The 15,189-nt window shown below is 69.0% G+C and carries 16 protein-coding genes; 9 read left to right on the forward strand and 7 right to left on the reverse strand.

From position 1 onward, the window contains the following. Positions 1–44 precede the first annotated feature (44 nt). Both EV653_RS18080 and EV653_RS18085 read left to right on the forward strand, forming a co-directional pair. A complete protein-coding gene (locus EV653_RS18080; protein WP_134104923.1) occupies positions 45–668 on the forward strand; it encodes a TetR/AcrR family transcriptional regulator in 624 nt (207 codons plus the stop codon). A gap of 415 nt (positions 669–1,083) precedes the next feature. Further along, entirely contained in the window at positions 1,084–1,557 is a 474-nt protein-coding gene (locus EV653_RS18085; protein ID WP_202871726.1) for a GNAT family N-acetyltransferase, read from the forward strand. Positions 1,558–2,380: 823 nt separating this feature from the next. On the opposite strand, the gene EV653_RS18105 is transcribed toward EV653_RS18085, so the two are convergent. Both EV653_RS18105 and EV653_RS18110 read right to left on the reverse strand, forming a co-directional pair. Further along, on the reverse strand, positions 2,381–4,126 hold the full coding sequence (locus tag EV653_RS18105) for an HNH endonuclease signature motif containing protein (protein WP_134104925.1): 1,746 nt from the start codon (positions 4,124–4,126) through the stop codon (positions 2,381–2,383). Positions 4,127–4,246: 120 nt separating this feature from the next. Further along, positions 4,247–5,155, reverse strand: coding sequence for an aminoglycoside phosphotransferase family protein (locus EV653_RS18110; RefSeq protein ID WP_134104926.1), 909 nt, complete (start codon positions 5,153–5,155; stop codon positions 4,247–4,249). Between the two features lie 59 nt (positions 5,156–5,214). Between EV653_RS18110 and EV653_RS18115 the strand changes: the two genes are divergently transcribed. Next, positions 5,215–6,198 (forward strand): glucuronyl esterase domain-containing protein, encoded by a 984-nt coding sequence (locus tag EV653_RS18115; RefSeq protein ID WP_134104927.1) that lies wholly within the window; start codon positions 5,215–5,217, stop codon positions 6,196–6,198. 5 nt (positions 6,199–6,203) lie between these two features. On the opposite strand, the gene EV653_RS18120 is transcribed toward EV653_RS18115, so the two are convergent. Further along, positions 6,204–6,695 (reverse strand): DUF1269 domain-containing protein, encoded by a 492-nt coding sequence (locus EV653_RS18120; protein ID WP_134104928.1) that lies wholly within the window; start codon positions 6,693–6,695, stop codon positions 6,204–6,206. Between the two features lie 214 nt (positions 6,696–6,909). On the opposite strand from EV653_RS18120, the gene EV653_RS18125 reads away from it, so the two are divergent. The 6 genes from EV653_RS18125 to EV653_RS18150 all read left to right on the forward strand — a co-directional run bounded on the left by EV653_RS18125 (position 6,910) and on the right by EV653_RS18150 (position 11,791). Beyond that, entirely contained in the window at positions 6,910–7,812 is a 903-nt protein-coding gene (locus tag EV653_RS18125; protein WP_134104929.1) for an ABC transporter ATP-binding protein, read from the forward strand. Beyond that, complete coding sequence (locus EV653_RS18130) at positions 7,809–8,543, forward strand: ABC transporter permease (protein WP_134104930.1); 735 nt, start codon at positions 7,809–7,811, stop codon at positions 8,541–8,543. Before EV653_RS18125 ends, EV653_RS18130 begins: the two co-directional genes overlap by 4 nt. 25 nt (positions 8,544–8,568) lie before the next feature. Further along, entirely contained in the window at positions 8,569–9,705 is a 1,137-nt protein-coding gene (locus EV653_RS18135; protein WP_202871727.1) for a sensor histidine kinase, read from the forward strand. A 10-nt stretch (positions 9,706–9,715) separates the two neighbouring features. After that, on the forward strand, positions 9,716–10,324 hold the full coding sequence (locus EV653_RS18140; protein WP_130444881.1) for a response regulator transcription factor: 609 nt from the start codon (positions 9,716–9,718) through the stop codon (positions 10,322–10,324). A gap of 79 nt (positions 10,325–10,403) precedes the next feature. Beyond that, on the forward strand, positions 10,404–11,504 hold the full coding sequence (locus EV653_RS18145) for a sulfite oxidase (protein ID WP_134104931.1): 1,101 nt from the start codon (positions 10,404–10,406) through the stop codon (positions 11,502–11,504). An 83-nt stretch (positions 11,505–11,587) separates the two neighbouring features. Beyond that, positions 11,588–11,791 carry a hypothetical protein gene (locus EV653_RS18150; RefSeq protein WP_238159872.1) on the forward strand — a complete coding sequence of 68 codons (204 nt, stop codon included), beginning with the start codon at positions 11,588–11,590 and terminating at the stop codon, positions 11,789–11,791. Positions 11,792–11,795: 4 nt separating this feature from the next. On the opposite strand, the gene EV653_RS18155 is transcribed toward EV653_RS18150, so the two are convergent. Genes EV653_RS18155 through EV653_RS18170 form a run of 4 tightly spaced genes read right to left on the reverse strand, consistent with a single transcriptional unit; the run spans position 11,796 to position 15,126 of the window. Continuing rightward, on the reverse strand, positions 11,796–12,530 hold the full coding sequence (locus EV653_RS18155) for a DUF3592 domain-containing protein (protein ID WP_134104933.1): 735 nt from the start codon (positions 12,528–12,530) through the stop codon (positions 11,796–11,798). Between the two features lie 46 nt (positions 12,531–12,576). Next, the gene (locus EV653_RS18160; RefSeq protein WP_238159873.1) at positions 12,577–14,055 is read right to left on the reverse strand and encodes a multicopper oxidase family protein; all 1,479 of its coding nucleotides are present in this window, start codon (positions 14,053–14,055) and stop codon (positions 12,577–12,579) included. Then, positions 14,048–14,461, reverse strand: a complete 414-nt coding sequence (locus EV653_RS18165; protein WP_134104934.1) for a hypothetical protein — start codon at positions 14,459–14,461, stop codon at positions 14,048–14,050. The genes EV653_RS18160 and EV653_RS18165 overlap by 8 nt, the downstream gene beginning before the upstream one ends. Next, positions 14,458–15,126 (reverse strand): DUF1707 SHOCT-like domain-containing protein, encoded by a 669-nt coding sequence (locus EV653_RS18170; RefSeq protein WP_134104935.1) that lies wholly within the window; start codon positions 15,124–15,126, stop codon positions 14,458–14,460. Before EV653_RS18170 ends, EV653_RS18165 begins: the two co-directional genes overlap by 4 nt. Between the last annotated feature and the right edge of the window lie 63 nt (positions 15,127–15,189).

Genomic DNA, 15,189 nt, shown 5'->3' on the forward strand with positions numbered 1-15,189 from the left:
AACTTACTCCCAGTAAGTTACTCGGAGTCAGTTAGACTGCGCAAGTGACCTCGACCACTGCCGCCCCGAAGCGACGGCGCGACCGGGCCGCCCGGGAGCGGGAGATCCTCGAGGCGGCCGAGCGGATCTTCGGCGAGCGCGGGTACCAGGGCACGTCGATGGACGACGTCGCCGCGCAGGTCGGCGTCTCGAAGCCGCTGATCTACCAGTACTACGGCTCGAAGGACGGACTCTTCCTCGCCTGCCTGGCCCGCCTCCGCGGTCAACTGCTGGACACGGTGTCCGATGCGGTGATGCAGGCGCCGGACGCGGAGGACGCGCTGTACGCCGGGTTCGTGGCGTGGTTCCAGTTCCTCGACGACCATCCGCAGGCGTGGTCGGTACTCGTGGACGAGGGCATGCTCAGCGCGGGGCCGGCCGCGGAAGCGACCGACGAAGTGCGCGCGGCCTTCATCGAGCTGATCGCCACGATGGTCCGGATGAACCTCCCAGCAGGCCGACCGGTCGACGAGGACGAGGTCCAGATCGTTGCCCAAAGCATCTCAGGCGCCACCGAGCGGCTCGCCATCTGGCGCACCCGGTCCGCCACCCCACCCAGCCCCGAGAAGGTAGCCCGCACCCTCCAAGACCTCCTCTGGCAGGGCCTCCACACCCTCAAGTCCACCTAATGCACATCGAGTCCTACCCCGAGGCGGCCGTCCCCACCCCCCTCCGCCACCAACTCCACGCCCTACAAAACGAAGCCTGGCCAACCACCCCAGCACCCCAGCCCCTGCCCAGCCCCCAGAGCCGCCCTCGCCCGCCGCCTCGCCGGGTGCCTCGCCCGTCGCCTCGCCCGTCGCCTCGCCTGCCGCCTCGCCGGGTGAGTCGCGCGTCGCCTCGCCAGGTGGCTCGCCTGCTGCCTCGCCAGGTGCCTCGCCCGCTGCCTCGCCAGGCGCCTCGCCCGCTGCCTCGCCCGCTGCCTCGCCCGCTGCCTCGCCCGCTGCCTCGCCAGGCGCCTCGCCCGCTGCCTCGCCCGCTGCCTCGCCCGCTGCCTCGCCCGCTGCCTCGCCCGCTGCCTCGCCCGGTGCCTCGCCGGGTGGGTTGTCTTTCGACGCACTGGTCCACGACCCAGCGCTTGATCCGTTGTCGATGCTCCTCGTCGACGACGGCACCGTTGTGGCCGCTCTCGACATCCTCCACAAAACCGTCGACCACGCCGGCAACACCTTCCGCGTGGGCGGACTCAGCACCGTCGTCACCCGGAAGGAGCTCCGCGGCCATGGCTACGGCCTCCGCCTCGTCACCGCCGCCCGAGCGGCAATGGCCGAGCTGGACCTGGCCCTCTTCACCTGCGACCGCCCGCTACAACCGTTCTACGAACGCGCCGGCTTCCGAGTCCTCCCCGGCACAACCCTCATCGGCGGCACCCCCGACGATCCGTTCCCCAGCGACCAACCAGGCTTCGACAAAGTCACCATGGCCGCCTTCTTCAGCGAGTCCGCCCGTCAGACTGCCGGCACCTTCGAGCACAGCCGAATCGCTCTCCACCCCGGCCCCATCGACAAACTCTGGTAAGCCGCCACGACCGCCCAGTCGTCCCGGTCCTCGTGTCCTCGGCGAGCGGGGTAGCGGCACTGCGTGTCCATCGCACCAGGCTCGAACCCCGTGCCCAGCCTGACCCGTGCCCGAGCCTGAGCCTGACCCGTGCCCGAGCCTGAGCCTGAGCCGGTGCCCGAGCCTGAGCCGGTGCCCGAGCCCGAGCCCGTGCCCGAGCCGTGCCCGAGCCTGAGCCGGTGCCCGAGCCGTGCCCGAGCCTGAGCCGGTGCCCGAGCCCGTGCCCGTGCCCGAGCCTGAGCCGGTGCCCGAGCCCGTGCCCGTGCCCGTGCCCGTGCCGTGCCCGAGCCTGAGCCGGTGCCCGTGCCCGTGCCCGTGCCCGAGCCTGAGCCGGTGCCCGAGCCCGTGCCCGTGCCCGTGCCCGTGCCGTGCCCGAGCCTGAGCCGGTGCCCGAGCCCGAGCCGTGCCCGAGCCTGAGCCGGTGCCCGAGCCCGAGCCCGTGCCCGTGCCCGAGCCGTGCCCGTGCCCGAGTCCGAGCGCCCGAGCCTGAGCCCGTGCCCGAGCCCGAGTCCGAGTGCCTGAGCCCCGTGCCCGAGTCCGAGTGCCCGAGCCCGAGCCGAGCCCCACAGCCCGAGCCCGAGCCTGAGCCCCGTGCCCGAGTCCGAGTGCCCGAGCCTGAGCCCGTGCCCGAGCCTGAGCCCGAGTGCCCGTGCCCGAGTCCGAGTGCCCGAGCCCGAGCCGAGCCCGAGCCCGAGCTCGAGCCGTGTTCGAGTCTGAGCTCGTGTCCGGCCCGGTCGACCTGCTCGCCGGCGGCGTAGGCGCGGAGTACCACCCTCGGCAAGGACTACTTCGCAACGCCGCGAGCCTTGACTTCCGCCACCTCGCCCCAGGGATCGAACGCGTCGGTGTCTAGCGGCTTGTCCTCGGGGTCCGTCCGTCGGTCGGCTGTCGTCGGGCTCTCGCCCCAGATGGCGAGGCACGCAGCCTCCCGCAACGAGGTTGCCGCGCCTACCCCCTGATGCCCGCGCGCCATCATCTCCTCGAGCAGTCGCCGCCCGAGTGCCGAACGTCTGGCCACAAACCCAGCCGTGCTCGGCACAGGTGCGACCGTTGCGACCACTTCGCGTTCTTCCGCCGCGCCCGAGGCCGAACCCGACACACCAGCCGACACACCAGCCGAGACAGCACCTGACACCCCGCCCGACACAACAGTCGGCTGCGGGTCTGATGCGAGGACCGTCGAGGAGGGTGGCGGCGTGGCGTGGGGTTTCACGATCTGGTGTGGTGGATCTGCCCAGTGGGGACGGGAGACGCGCACGATGCCGTCGGTGATGGTGATCGTCCAGTCGCCGCCATGTACGTCGATGTGGTGACGCCGGCACAGCAACGCCAGGTTCGCGATCTTGGTTTCGCCGCCGTCGATCCACGACACGAGGTGGTGCGCATCGCACTGAATTGGTGGGGCGCCGCACACAACACAGCCTCTGTCACGAGCGTTCAGCGCGCGCCGCATCGCTCGGGTGACGAATCGCTCGGACCGCCCGACATCCAGCGGCTCGGAGTTCGAACCGAGCACCAACGGCACGACCCTGGCGTCGCAGGCCATGCGCCGGACGACCGCGGCGGAGAGGCCATCGCCGTACACCGCATCGCCGATCGCATCCGCGGTCGCCGCCTTGAGATCCTGCCAGTCGATCGTGACGGTGATGGTTGCCTTCGCACCGTATCCGGGAACCCGTCCACCAGACCCGGCAGCGGTCGATGCCGAGCCTGCTGTAGCCATTGTCCGCACCTGGGACGAACCGTCTCCGACCGCCTCTCCTTCGGTCGAACCGGCGGCTGCCGTGCCCGGAGCCGCTGTGTCCCACGCGGTAGCGGCGATTGTCAGAGCTGTGGTCAGAGCGTCCGCCTGACGCTTCTCACGAGGTCTCGGGTCGAGTTCACCATCGACGGTCTTGTGTGGGCGCGCACCTGCGTGGACGACCGCGCGCAACAACTCGGCGTTCTCATTCGCAAGGAACCCGCGGAACTTCACACCACGATCGGCCGGAGTCAGCGTCAGCGATTCACGCCCATATGCCTTGTTTTCTTCAGGTTCCGGGCCGTCGGTGTCGAGCAGCTCGCGGATGCGCTGACCAGCTTGGCGCAGCTCGCGAGGCGGCAGGTGGCGGGCCAGCCCGACCAGCTCGCGCTCCGCCACGTCGAGATCCTCGACCGGGACAGTTGTCGGCACCTTCTCGAGTGCGGACACGATCGCCTCGGCCTGCGCCGGACGCATTCGCACTTCGGTATCGGTGATTGGCTGATCCGTGGTAGGCAAGGCAGCCTTGACGGCCTCGTACTTCGCCAAGGACAACGCCAACCGGACGTCGCGGCGAGCGCGCGCCGGATCCAAGCGGTACCGGAACTCGAGTAGTTGAACCGTGTTGTGGGCACCGATCTCCTGCGCGTGGCCGACACCGTCCAGACCGGCGATCACCTGCAGACGGTACGTCTCCATCCGGGCGAGCGCAGCGTCGAGCTGATCGAGAGTGGACAGCATCTCGCCTCCACTCATCGACCACACCGGCCGCTCACTCACCGCATCCATACGTCAACTCTAGGCACCGCCACCGACACTTTCCAAACCGGAAAGCCCTTTATTTCAAGGGAATTCTCTATCCACAGGTATCGGCGCGTCGTCCACAACCCAATCAAGGACATCGCACGGTCAGGTGTCGAAGTCCGCCAGGATCTCGGCGACGAAGGACTGCGCTCCACGGACCGCGCCGGGCCGGCGATCGCGGTAATACGGGACCGCGATGATCGTGAGCGACAACGCCCACGCCCGCGCGCGAGCCCAGCTGTCCCGGTCGACCCCCATCGCTTCGCGGAAGGCGGCCCGCGCCGGGCCGTCGAACGTGTACCAGGCGGCTAGCAGATCAGCGGCCGGGTCGGCGGCCCAGGCGGTCCCGAAATCGATCACCGCCGACAGCTTGCCATTGGCAACCAAAATGTTGCCCGGCATGAGATCACCGTGGATCCAGCTCGGCCTTCCGTCCCAGGTGTCCGACTCCAGCGACGCCTCCCAGGCAGCGAGCAACCGCGGGGTGTCGAAGTCGTCCTGCAACTGCTCGAGCGCCTCCCGGAACAGTCCGTCCCGCGGCGCCAACGGAGTACCCCGACTGAACGGATCGTCCGGCGGCACGGGAGCCCCGGTGGTATCCACCTCCTGCAAAGACCGGACGAACTCGGCCAGTTGCCGTGCCGCATCCACGGTGTCGATCAGCCCGGCCGAGTACGGCTCGCCCTCCAACCACCGGTAAACGCCCCAGGTGAAGGGATATCCCGCTCCCGGCTCACCCTTCTCGAGCGGCTCCGGGATCGGAAGCGGCAGGTGCGGCGCGAGTCGCGGCATCCAGGTCAGGTCCTTCTCGACCTGGCCCTGGGTCCGTTCGGTCCGCGGCAGCCGTACGGCGAGCTCATCCCCCAGCCGGAAGGTCACATTGTCTGTGCCCGAACCCGGCACCACCCGCACCGGCAACCCCGCCCACTGCGGAAACTGCTCAGCGACGAGCCGCTCCACCAAACACGCGTCGGTCTCGACCTCGTCGTCGTGCAACTTCGCAACCCGATCCACGACCGGACCCTGACACTCCCCAACGCCCCGGTCAACGACATTTCGGCAAGGATAGGTTCATGACGACGGAGTCGACGGACCTCCTCCCCGAGGCGTGGCGGGATGCCGAGCTGCCGGACTTGCCGGCCCCCGGCGGCGGCGTTGGCGAGGTTGTCGAGGAGTTCGCGCGAACGATCTACGGGCGGACGCCTGATGGTGGTCGGCTGGCCGAGGTGGTGTTGCAGTCGCGCGACGAGGGTGTGTTCGGCGGCGCCGGTGATCGGCTGCGGCATCGGGCGGTGATTGCCTGTCCGCTCGGCGATCTGGAGCTCGACACCCTTCTGCACCTCCCGGCGGGCGCGCGCCCGGCGCGAGTCATCGTGGCGCTCAACTTCGCCGGCAACGACCAGACGATCGAGAAGTGGCCGTACGCCAAGGTGATGGACGCCGGGTACGCCGTACTCACCGTCGACTACCAGCAGATCGAGCCCGACGACCCAGATAGTCGCGGCGTACGCGCGCTCTTCCCGACCGCCGAACCGTGGGGCGCGGTCGCAGCCTGGGCCTGGGGACTCTCGCGGTGCCTGGACATCGCCACCAAGATCCCCGGCCTGACCACGGACGGCGCGATCGCGCTCGGCCACTCACGGCTCGGGAAGGCCGCGCTCTGGGCCGGAGCGCAGGACGACCGCTTCGCCGTCACGGTCTCGAACGACTCCGGTTGCTGCGGCGCATCGCTGTTCCGCCACCCCGGCGGAGAGGACATCGCCGCGATCACGACAAAGTTCCCGCACTGGTTCGTGCCGTCGTTCGCGTCGTACGCCGGTCGCGAGGACGAACTGCCCGTCGACCAGCACCAACTGCTCGCGAGCATCGCGCCCCGACGCGTGTACGTCGCCAGCGCGGAGGACGACGCCTGGGCGGATCCGATCGGCGAATACCTGGCCGTGGTCGCCGCGGAACCGGCGTTCGAGGACGGCGGCATCGGCTACCACGTGCGGCCTGGCGGCCACGACCTCCTCGAGGAGGACTGGCTGCGCGCGCTGTCGTTCGTACGTCGCTGAGCCTGTCAGTCGCCGAACATCTCGTGGATGGCGGTCTCCTGGTCGTCGCTGAGGTTGATGTGGATGAGCTTGGCCCGAAGCCTCGTCTTACGAAAGGTCTCGCGGACCTTGTCGGTCTCCTCGTCGCTGGACAGCAGGAACAGCGCCGACGTCCCCGGCGTCACCTGAGACCGCACTTCCTTGATGAAGTCGTCGTCGATCCCGACGTCGATGAGCCTGCCCGCCACTGCACCCGCCGCGGCCCCGATCGCGGCCCCCGCGAACGGCATCAGGAAGATCGTCCCGAACAACATGCCCCAGAACGCCCCGCCGACCGCGCCCGGTCCGGTCATGTTCCGCACCTGCCGGGTCCGCGGCCGCCGCTTCTCCGGCTGCCAGGTCACCGTCGCGGCGTCATGAATCTTGATCAGCTTCTGCTTGGCAAGGCTCTCGAGCGTCCCGATCGCCTGGTTGGCCCCGTCCCAGTTCTCGAACTTCCACACCGTCAACGTCGCCATCTCGCTCCTCCCCTGCCACCCTCCCACTCGTGCCCGTAGTTCGACCACCTCAACCACCCCCTTTCACCTCTGGACGGTCCGTGCCGGCGAATAGTTGGCGCCGTCGGTGAACAACCCCTGAGAACCGACCCTGAGAACGGGCTGACGGATGTCATGGATCGGTCGTGACGAGCGATCCAGGGGGCGTACGCCGTCCTCGGACAAGCTTCTGGCTATGACGACAACGACTGCGGTCAGCCTGAGGGGTGTGACCAAGAAGTATGCGAGCGTGCAGGCCGTCGCCGGGGTGGATCTGACCATCCGGGCCGGCGAGGTGGTGGCGCTGCTGGGGCCGAACGGCGCCGGCAAGTCGACCACGATCGAGATGCTGCTCGGCCTGGTGAAGCCGGACAACGGCACCGTCCAGGTGTACGGCGGTACGCCGACCGACGCGATCGCCCAGGGGCAGGTCGGCGTGATGCTGCAGAGCGGCGGGATCATCGAGGACGCCAAGGTCGGCGAACTCCTCGACCTGGTCGCCGGACTGCACAAGAACCCGATGCCCGTCGAGGAGGCGCTCGAGCGCGCCGGCATCGCCGACCTCACCGGCCGGACGATGAAGGCGCTGTCCGGCGGTCAGAAGCAGCGGGTGCGGTTCGCGATGGCGATCATCCCGCAGCCCGACCTGATCGTCCTGGACGAGCCGACGACCGGTATGGACGTCGAGTCCCGCCGCGACTTCTGGGCGTCGATGCACGAAGAGACCGCCCGCGGCCGCACGGTCCTGTTCGCCACCCACTACCTCGAAGAGGCGGACTCGTACGCCGACCGCGTCGTGCTGATGCGCAACGGCAAGGTCGTTGCCGACGGCACCGCCGCGCAGATCAAGGCGAGCGTGTCCGGCCGCACCATCCGCGCCACGATCCCCGGCGCCGATCTCGCCGCGCTCGCATCGCTGCCCGGCGTACGGAATGTCGAGACCCGCGGTGAGGTCGTCCTCCTGCAGTGCGCGGACTCCGACAACACGCTGCGGCACCTGCTCGAGAACACCACCGCCCACGACATCGAAGTAACGTCCGCCGACCTGGAGGACGCCGTCCTCGCGATCAGCGCGGCCCAAGAGGAGAGCCTGGCATGAACCGCAACTACCTGATCTTCGACATCCGCCGGACCCTGCGGAACCGCCGGGTGCTGATCTTCTCGATCCTGATGCCGCTGGTGCTGTTCGCGATCTTCGGCATGACGCTGCCGAAGGACGCCAGCGAGGGCGGGATCTCCGCGATCGCCTACGTGATGGTGAGTATGGCGATGTTCGGCTCGATGTCCGCCGCGATGAGCAGCGGCGGCGTGATCGCGGCCGAGCGCGACGGCGGCTGGAACCGGACGCTGCGTCTGACCCCGCTGAAGCCCCAGGCGTATGTCGTCAACAAGGTGATCCTGTCCCTGCTGCTGGCGATCCCCCCGCTGCTCGTCGTCTTCGCCTTCGGAATGATCTTCGGCCACGTGCACCTGAACCTCGGCCAGTGGATGACCGTCGCGCTGGTGTCCTGGCTGGGCGCCCTTCCGTTCGCGGCGATCGGCCTGGTCATCGGCTACATCGCCAAGCCCGACAGCGTGCAGCCGATCACCGGTCTGAGCACGATGCTGATCGCGGCCTTCGGCGGACTGTGGCTGCCGGTCGACCAGATGCCGTCGATCATGAAGCACATCGCGCAACTGACCCCGGCGTACTGGACAGGGCTGACCTCCCGCAGCGCCCTGACGCAGGGAGGCGTCGACATGCAGGCGCTGCTCGTGGTGCTCGGCTGGACCGTCGTGCTCGGGTTCATCGGCCTGCGCCGGTTCCGCGCCGACACCGCTCGCGCCTGAGGATGCGAGCGGTAGCGTGACCACCGTGAAGACCAGCCGCGACCCCAGCGTCCTGAACGGAATGGCCGAGCGAGTCGGCGCCGGCCCAGGTCGTTGGGGCTGGCTGGCCGCGGGGGTCTGGCTGTTCTACCTGGCGCAGCCGCTGCAGAAGATCGCGGAGCGCAAGGACGGCATCAGCCAGATCCTCGGATTCCTCACGGTGATCCTGTTCGCGGCCAGCTACCTGGCGTTCTTCGGAATCCTGCGCCGGATGGCCCGCAAGCACCTGCTGGCCGTGTGGCAGCAGGTCGGCTATCTGGCCCTGATGCTGACGCTGTGCCTGCTGATGATCCCGACCGCCGGCCAGACGGCCCTGACGGGCCTGGTCTACATCGCGTCGGTCGCGATGATGCTGCTCGACCTCCGGGCCGCCGTCGCGTTCGTCGCGGTCCTGCTGGCCGGCACCGAGGTCGCGCTGCGGGTGGTGCCGGGGTGGACCGATGACGGCAGCTACGGCTTCGCGATCTTCCTCGGTGCGCTCGCCGTGTTCGGGCTGCGGCGGGCGATCCAGCGCAGCATCGAGCTGAACGCCGCCCGCAAGGACATGGCCGAGCTGGCCGTGCAGGAGGAGCGGAACCGGTTCGCCCGGGATCTGCACGACATCCTCGGACATTCGCTCACGGTCATCACCGTGAAGGCGGAGCTGGCCGGCAAACTGATCGAGGCCAACCCCACCCGGGCGGCCGCCGAGGTCGCGGATGTCGAGAGCCTCGCGCGGGCCGCGCTGGCCGACGTACGGGCCGCAGTCGCCGGGTACCGCGAGCTCAGCCTCGCCGGTGAGCTGGTCTCGGCGCGGGCCGCGCTGCAGGCCGCCGAGGTCAAGGCGGATCTCCCGACCACCGTGGACGAAGTGCCGGAGCAGAACCGAGAGCTGTTCGCGTGGGTGGTCCGGGAAGGCGTGACGAACGTCGTACGGCATTCCGGCGCGAAGCGTTGCACGATCCGGCTCACGGCCACACAGATCGAAGTACTGGACGACGGGAAGGGGCCGACGCCCGGTGGCGGCGCGTCCGGTCACGGGCTGGTCGGGCTGCGCGAGCGGGCGAACCAGGCCGGTGCGAGTGTGCAGATCGGTCAGGCGCCCGGTGGCGGGTTCCGGCTGGCTGTCCGGGTCGGCCTGTGAGGATGGACCTGTGAGCATCCGATTGCTGATTGCCGACGACCAGGCGCTGGTGCGTGGAGCCCTTGCCGCGCTGCTCGACCTCGAGCCCGACCTGGAGGTGGTGGCCGAGGTCGGTCGTGGCGACGAGGTGATCGATGCCGCGAAGAACTCCCAACCCGATGTCGCGCTGCTCGACGTGGAGATGCCGGGGCTGGACGGGATCGAGGCGGCGGCTGCGCTGCGGACCGCCGTGCCCGGCGTTCGGGTGCTGATGGTGACGACGTTCGGCCGGCCCGGGTACCTGCGACGCGCGATGGAGGCCGGCGCGGCCGGGTTCGTCGTCAAGGACACGCCTGCGACGCAACTGGCCGACGCCGTACGTCGGGTGCACCAGGGGCTGCGTGTCGTCGATCCGTCACTCGCCGCGGAGACCCTCGTCGCCGGCACGAGCCCCCTCACCGGCCGCGAGGCCGACGTACTGCGGGCCGCGCGCGAAGGCGGGACCGTCGCCGACATCGCCAAGGAACTGCACCTGTCCGAGGGCACCGTCCGCAACCACCTCTCCGCCGCGATCGGCAAGACCGGCGCCCGGACCCGCGCCGAGGCGGCCCGCATCGCCGTCGACAACGGCTGGTTGTAGGCGGCCCCTACCTTCGACGTCCCGTCCCCGAGCGGAGCGAGGGGCGGGGGTTTAGGGTTGTCCCTTGGGGGTGGGATTTGTGGATTCAATCGAGGAATTCAGCGTCCGCGGGCGGTTGGCGGACACGGGTGAGGGGATCACCGCCGACGAGTTGCAGCTCGCGGCACGGAATCACGGGATGCCGCTGGAGGGCCTGCGGTACGACGTGACGCCGCCGGGACTGCACTACGTGCTGGTGCACTACGACATACCGGCAACGAATGCGGGCGATTGGCGGCTCGAGCTGAACGGGTGCGTCGAGCAACCGTTGTCGTTCGGGCTGACCGAGTTGCGCGCGATGGGACGCCGGACGATCCGGGTCACGCTGGAGTGCGCGGGCAACGGGCGGGCGACGTTGCAGCCGCGGCCGATCAGCCAGCCGTGGCTGCAGGAAGCGGTCGGTACGGCGGAGTGGACCGGGGTGCTGCTGTCGGACCTGCTGCGGCTGGCCGGGATCCGCGAGGATGCCGTGGACGTGGTGTTCACCGGCGCGGATCGCGGCGTCGAGCGTGGCGTCGTACAGGACTATCAGCGCGGGCTGTCGCTCACCGAGGCGATCGACTCGGGCGCGATCGTCGCGTGGGAGATGAACGGCGGACCGCTGCCGCCGCAGCACGGCTATCCGCTGCGTCTGGTCGTACCGGGCTGGTACGGGATGGCGAGCGTGAAGTGGCTGCGGTCGATCGAGCTGATCGACCACGAGTTCGACGGGTTCCAGAACGCGGTGGCGTACGTGATCCGCCAGAACCTGGACGATCCGGGCCGGCCGGTGACCCGCATCGAGCCGCGGGCGCTGCTGATGCCGCCCGGGTTCCCGGACTTCATGAGCCGGCACCGCTTCGTTGCCGCAGGCACCGTTCCGTTGTTCGGCCGGGCCTGGTCCGGCTGGGCCCCGATCGAACGCGTCGAGGTCAGCACCGACGCCGGCGTCAACTGGCACGAAGCCACGTTGGATGCCCTCGGCAACGACGAACTCGCCTGGCGCGCTTTCGCCTACGACTGGGAGGCAACGCCCGGCGAACACGTGCTCACCGTCCGCGCGTACGACGCCAGCGGCCGCGAACAACCCATCGAAGCCGAGTGGAACCGAGGCGGCTTCAGCAACAACACCGCCCAACGCATCACCGTCCTGGTCACCTGAAACCCGCGTGTCGTTCACCGCCAACACCACACCGGCGTCACATCCTGAAGACGTACACGGTTCTCACTCCAGGAGTGGTGGCGGTGAACGACAACCATCTACACGCGCGAGTCTTCAGAACTCTCCACGAGTGGTACGCCGACGTCGACGACCAACTCAACCCCCAGCCCGACAACCCGCTGTGGTGGGGCTCCTACACCTCCCAGAAAGCCGCCCTCGACGCCGCCTGCGCCCGCCTCGCCGCGCTACACCGCGAGCCGACCTACCTCGCCGACCAGGCCTCCTGAGCCATCAGCCGAACGCAATCGCGAGCCCGATGCCCAGGAGGATCAGGGTGATGACGATGCCGAACGGCCAGGCCCACCACGGCATCGACCAGTCGACCGCCGCGGCCACGACGTTCGACGGATCGTCCGGGTCGACCACCACGTCGATCAGGTCCCCCTCGTTCGGCTCCGGATCCAGTTGGTCACCGCCGTCCACCTCGACCGCGACGCCGTCGGCCGGACGCGCCACCTTGACGGTCACCTCGCGAGACCTCGACCACTTGTCTTCCGAGACCGAGACGACGACAGCCTGCTGGACCGGTCCGTTGGCGATCAAGTGCTGGTTGTCACGCCCGCCCGAGATCCCGAGCGGCAGGATGGCGAGTGAACCCAGTGCGATCGGCATGCCCACCAGCAGCCGGACGGCCCGGATCAGCACCTCGCGCCATCCGATCCGCCGCGGTCGGCCGGCGTGTGCTGCCCGGGCTGTCGCCAACGCACGTGACATTGCCCGGTCGCGGGCTTCTCGTGTGCGTCTTGTTGGGGCCTCCAACCGCTTCCACCAGTCGAACCGTTCGACCAGCCAGCGGGCGGGGTAGCAGGCCCCGCCCGCGATCGCGGCGCAGGCGACGGGGTTGTCGTAGAAGAAGCTTGGGCGGGTCAGCCAGCCAACGAAGTACAGGCCGCCGCCGACCGTGCAGAAGAAGAGCAGCAACAGCGCCAACTGCCGGCCGTGGAGGTCGTCGTCGGGGTCGCTCACCGGAACATCATGAGCGATTGACGCCGGACATCCGATCCTGGTTCCGCTACTCGGGTTTGTTGTGGGAGTGGCCGCCTACTTGGTACGGGGTGGTGATGCCTTCGTACATGAGGTGGGTTATCAGGCCTTGGGAGGCGTGGGGGAGGTTGTGGCAGTGGTCCATCCAGAGGCCGGGGTTGTCGGCTACGAAAGCGATCTCGTAGGTCTCCTTGTTGCCGACCTCGAGGGAGTCGGTCCACCAGGGTGAGCCGGTGGCGGGGACGCCGTTGCGGGACAGGACGACGATGTGGTGGCCGTGCAGGTGCATGGGATGCGCCTGGCCGCTGGTGTTGGAGATCTTCATCTTGACGATGTCTCCTTCGGCGACCATGAACATCGGCACGTCGGGGAACTTGTGCCCGTTGATCGTCCACCACAGCCCTGGTATGCCATCGAGGAAGCCCGCCGACCGGCCGATCCGGTACTCGAAGTTGCGGTTCGCCTTCGCGGGGTCGAAGCCGAGCGGGGCCGGCGTGCCATAGCTCAGAAGATCGACGTTGTTCCCTGGCAGTTCCGCTTGAGGTGGATCAGCGGATCCGATCCCCAGCGAGGTTGACGCCGTACCCGCGTCCAACCGCATCCCGCCGGCCGGTACGACAGCCTCCAGGTCCACGCGGCCGCCTGCAGCCAACGGGTAGGCAGCCGTCACCGCGGTCGGCCCGTGTACGTCGCGTCCGTCGATCGCGACCACCTTGTACGGCGTACCAACCAGACCGACTCGGAGGATCGCGTTGTCGGTGTTGATCACCCTGATACGCGCCGTCGTACCCGCCGGAAGAGCAACCCGCGAGGTCCCGGTGTGCCCGTTGATCGTCCGCTTGCCGTCGTACGTGTGGATGGTGGCGATCACCTCACCAGGCGACGGCGGCGCGATCACGATCGGGCCGAACAGACCGCCCTTCACCTCGTCGGCTGACACCTGATGCGAGTGGTACCAGTACGTCCCCGCAGCCGGCGCCTTGAACCGGTACACGTGCTTCCCACCCATCGGTACGGCGTCCTGCGTCACCCCGGCGACCCCGTCCTCGGCGTTCGGTACGTCGATCCCGTGCCAGTGCAACGTCGCGCCGTCCGGCACGGACTCGTTCACGAACGTCACCTGGATCAGATCGCCCACCCGCGCCCGGATCAGCGGACCCGGCGAGGTCCCGTTCACGGTGTACCCGTCGACGGTCTCACCGGAAGCGAGCTGGAACTTCTGCTTCCGCGCCGTCAGCGTCACGATCACATTTGGCATACCAGTCTTCGGCCCGGTGAGATCCGCGACGCTGGTCCCGCTCATGCCGCTCATGCCGGCCTGGTGCTCGTGATCCATCGACTGATCCATCGACGGGCCGCCGCCGTAATCGGCGTACCCCATCTCCGCCGGGTTGTACGAACCCGGGACCAGGCTGGTCGCCCAGAGATACCCCAGCGGTACGAGTACCGCCAGGGTGATCCCGGCTGCGACCAGTCGGCCCCATCGCCGTTTCTTGACCTCAGGCACTGGTCACGGGCTGATTGGGTACGGCGGCCCGTCGAGCCCCCATGCTCGCGACAGCGGCGACCGCGAGCCCGTTGATCCCGTGCAGCACGCCCAGCGCCGGTACGCCGAAGGACACCACCGCGAGCAGGAACTGCAAGACCACCAGACCGAACACGATCGCGGCCAGCACGCGACCCCGCGGTACGTCGGTCAGGAACGACACGATCAGGAACACCAACGCGAGCAGGCCGATCACCGTACCGGCGATGCTGTGGTAGCTCTGCCCGAAGTTGCTGTAATCCGCCCCGATCGCGGTCCCGTCGTCCGCATCCTTCGCGATCGTGAACCCGGAGAGCGCGATCGAGGCGATCTGCAGCACGACCGCGATCGCGATCAGCAGACCGAGCACCCGGTAGACCTTTCTCATGCCCGGCGCTCCGTCCGACGCTTACGGATGACGATCACGGCGGCGACGATCAACGCGATCGGCAGGAACGGTGGATGCCCGCCGAGCACCACACACCCGAACGACGCCAGTACGCCGATCACGCCCAGCACGAGCAGCAACGGCAACGGAACCCGCCCGACGAACCCCCGCCTGGCCCACTCCGGCCGCTGCCCCCCGAACGGCCCACCACTACCGGCTCCGCCCCAGCCAGCCCCCGGCCCAGCTCCCTGCCCGGCCCCGTAGCCAGCTCCCTGCCCGGCTCCGTAGCCAGCTCCCTGTCCAGCTCCGTAGCCGGCTCCGTGTCCGGCCCCCGGCCCGGTGCCCGGTCCGGCAGCGCCGGCGGCATTCTCCGGCGCGGTCCACGGCGGCTTCCGCCAACCCCACGGCCCAGTCCATCCCCCACCGGCGCCACCCTCACCTTCGCCGCCGAAGGCGGCGTCGCCGGCTTGGTGGGCTCCCGGGAGGTCGGTGAAGAGCGCATCCAGGTCCGCTCCAGTGCGCGCCTTCAGGGCCTGCTCGACCCGCTCGGAGTGCTCTTCGGCGCTCAGCCGGCCGGCTTCGTAATGCTCGCCCAGACGCTTGACCGCGTCCTCGCGCTCACTGTCGCCGATGCGGATCGATCCGCCCGGCCTCTCGTCGCTCATGATTCTCCTCGATGCTCGTCGGTTCTCCGATGGCACCAAGGTTGTCGTCGCGGGCCCCGTCTC

The organism is Kribbella pratensis, assembly GCF_004365355.1.
In the GTDB taxonomy this organism is placed as follows: domain Bacteria; phylum Actinomycetota; class Actinomycetes; order Propionibacteriales; family Kribbellaceae; genus Kribbella.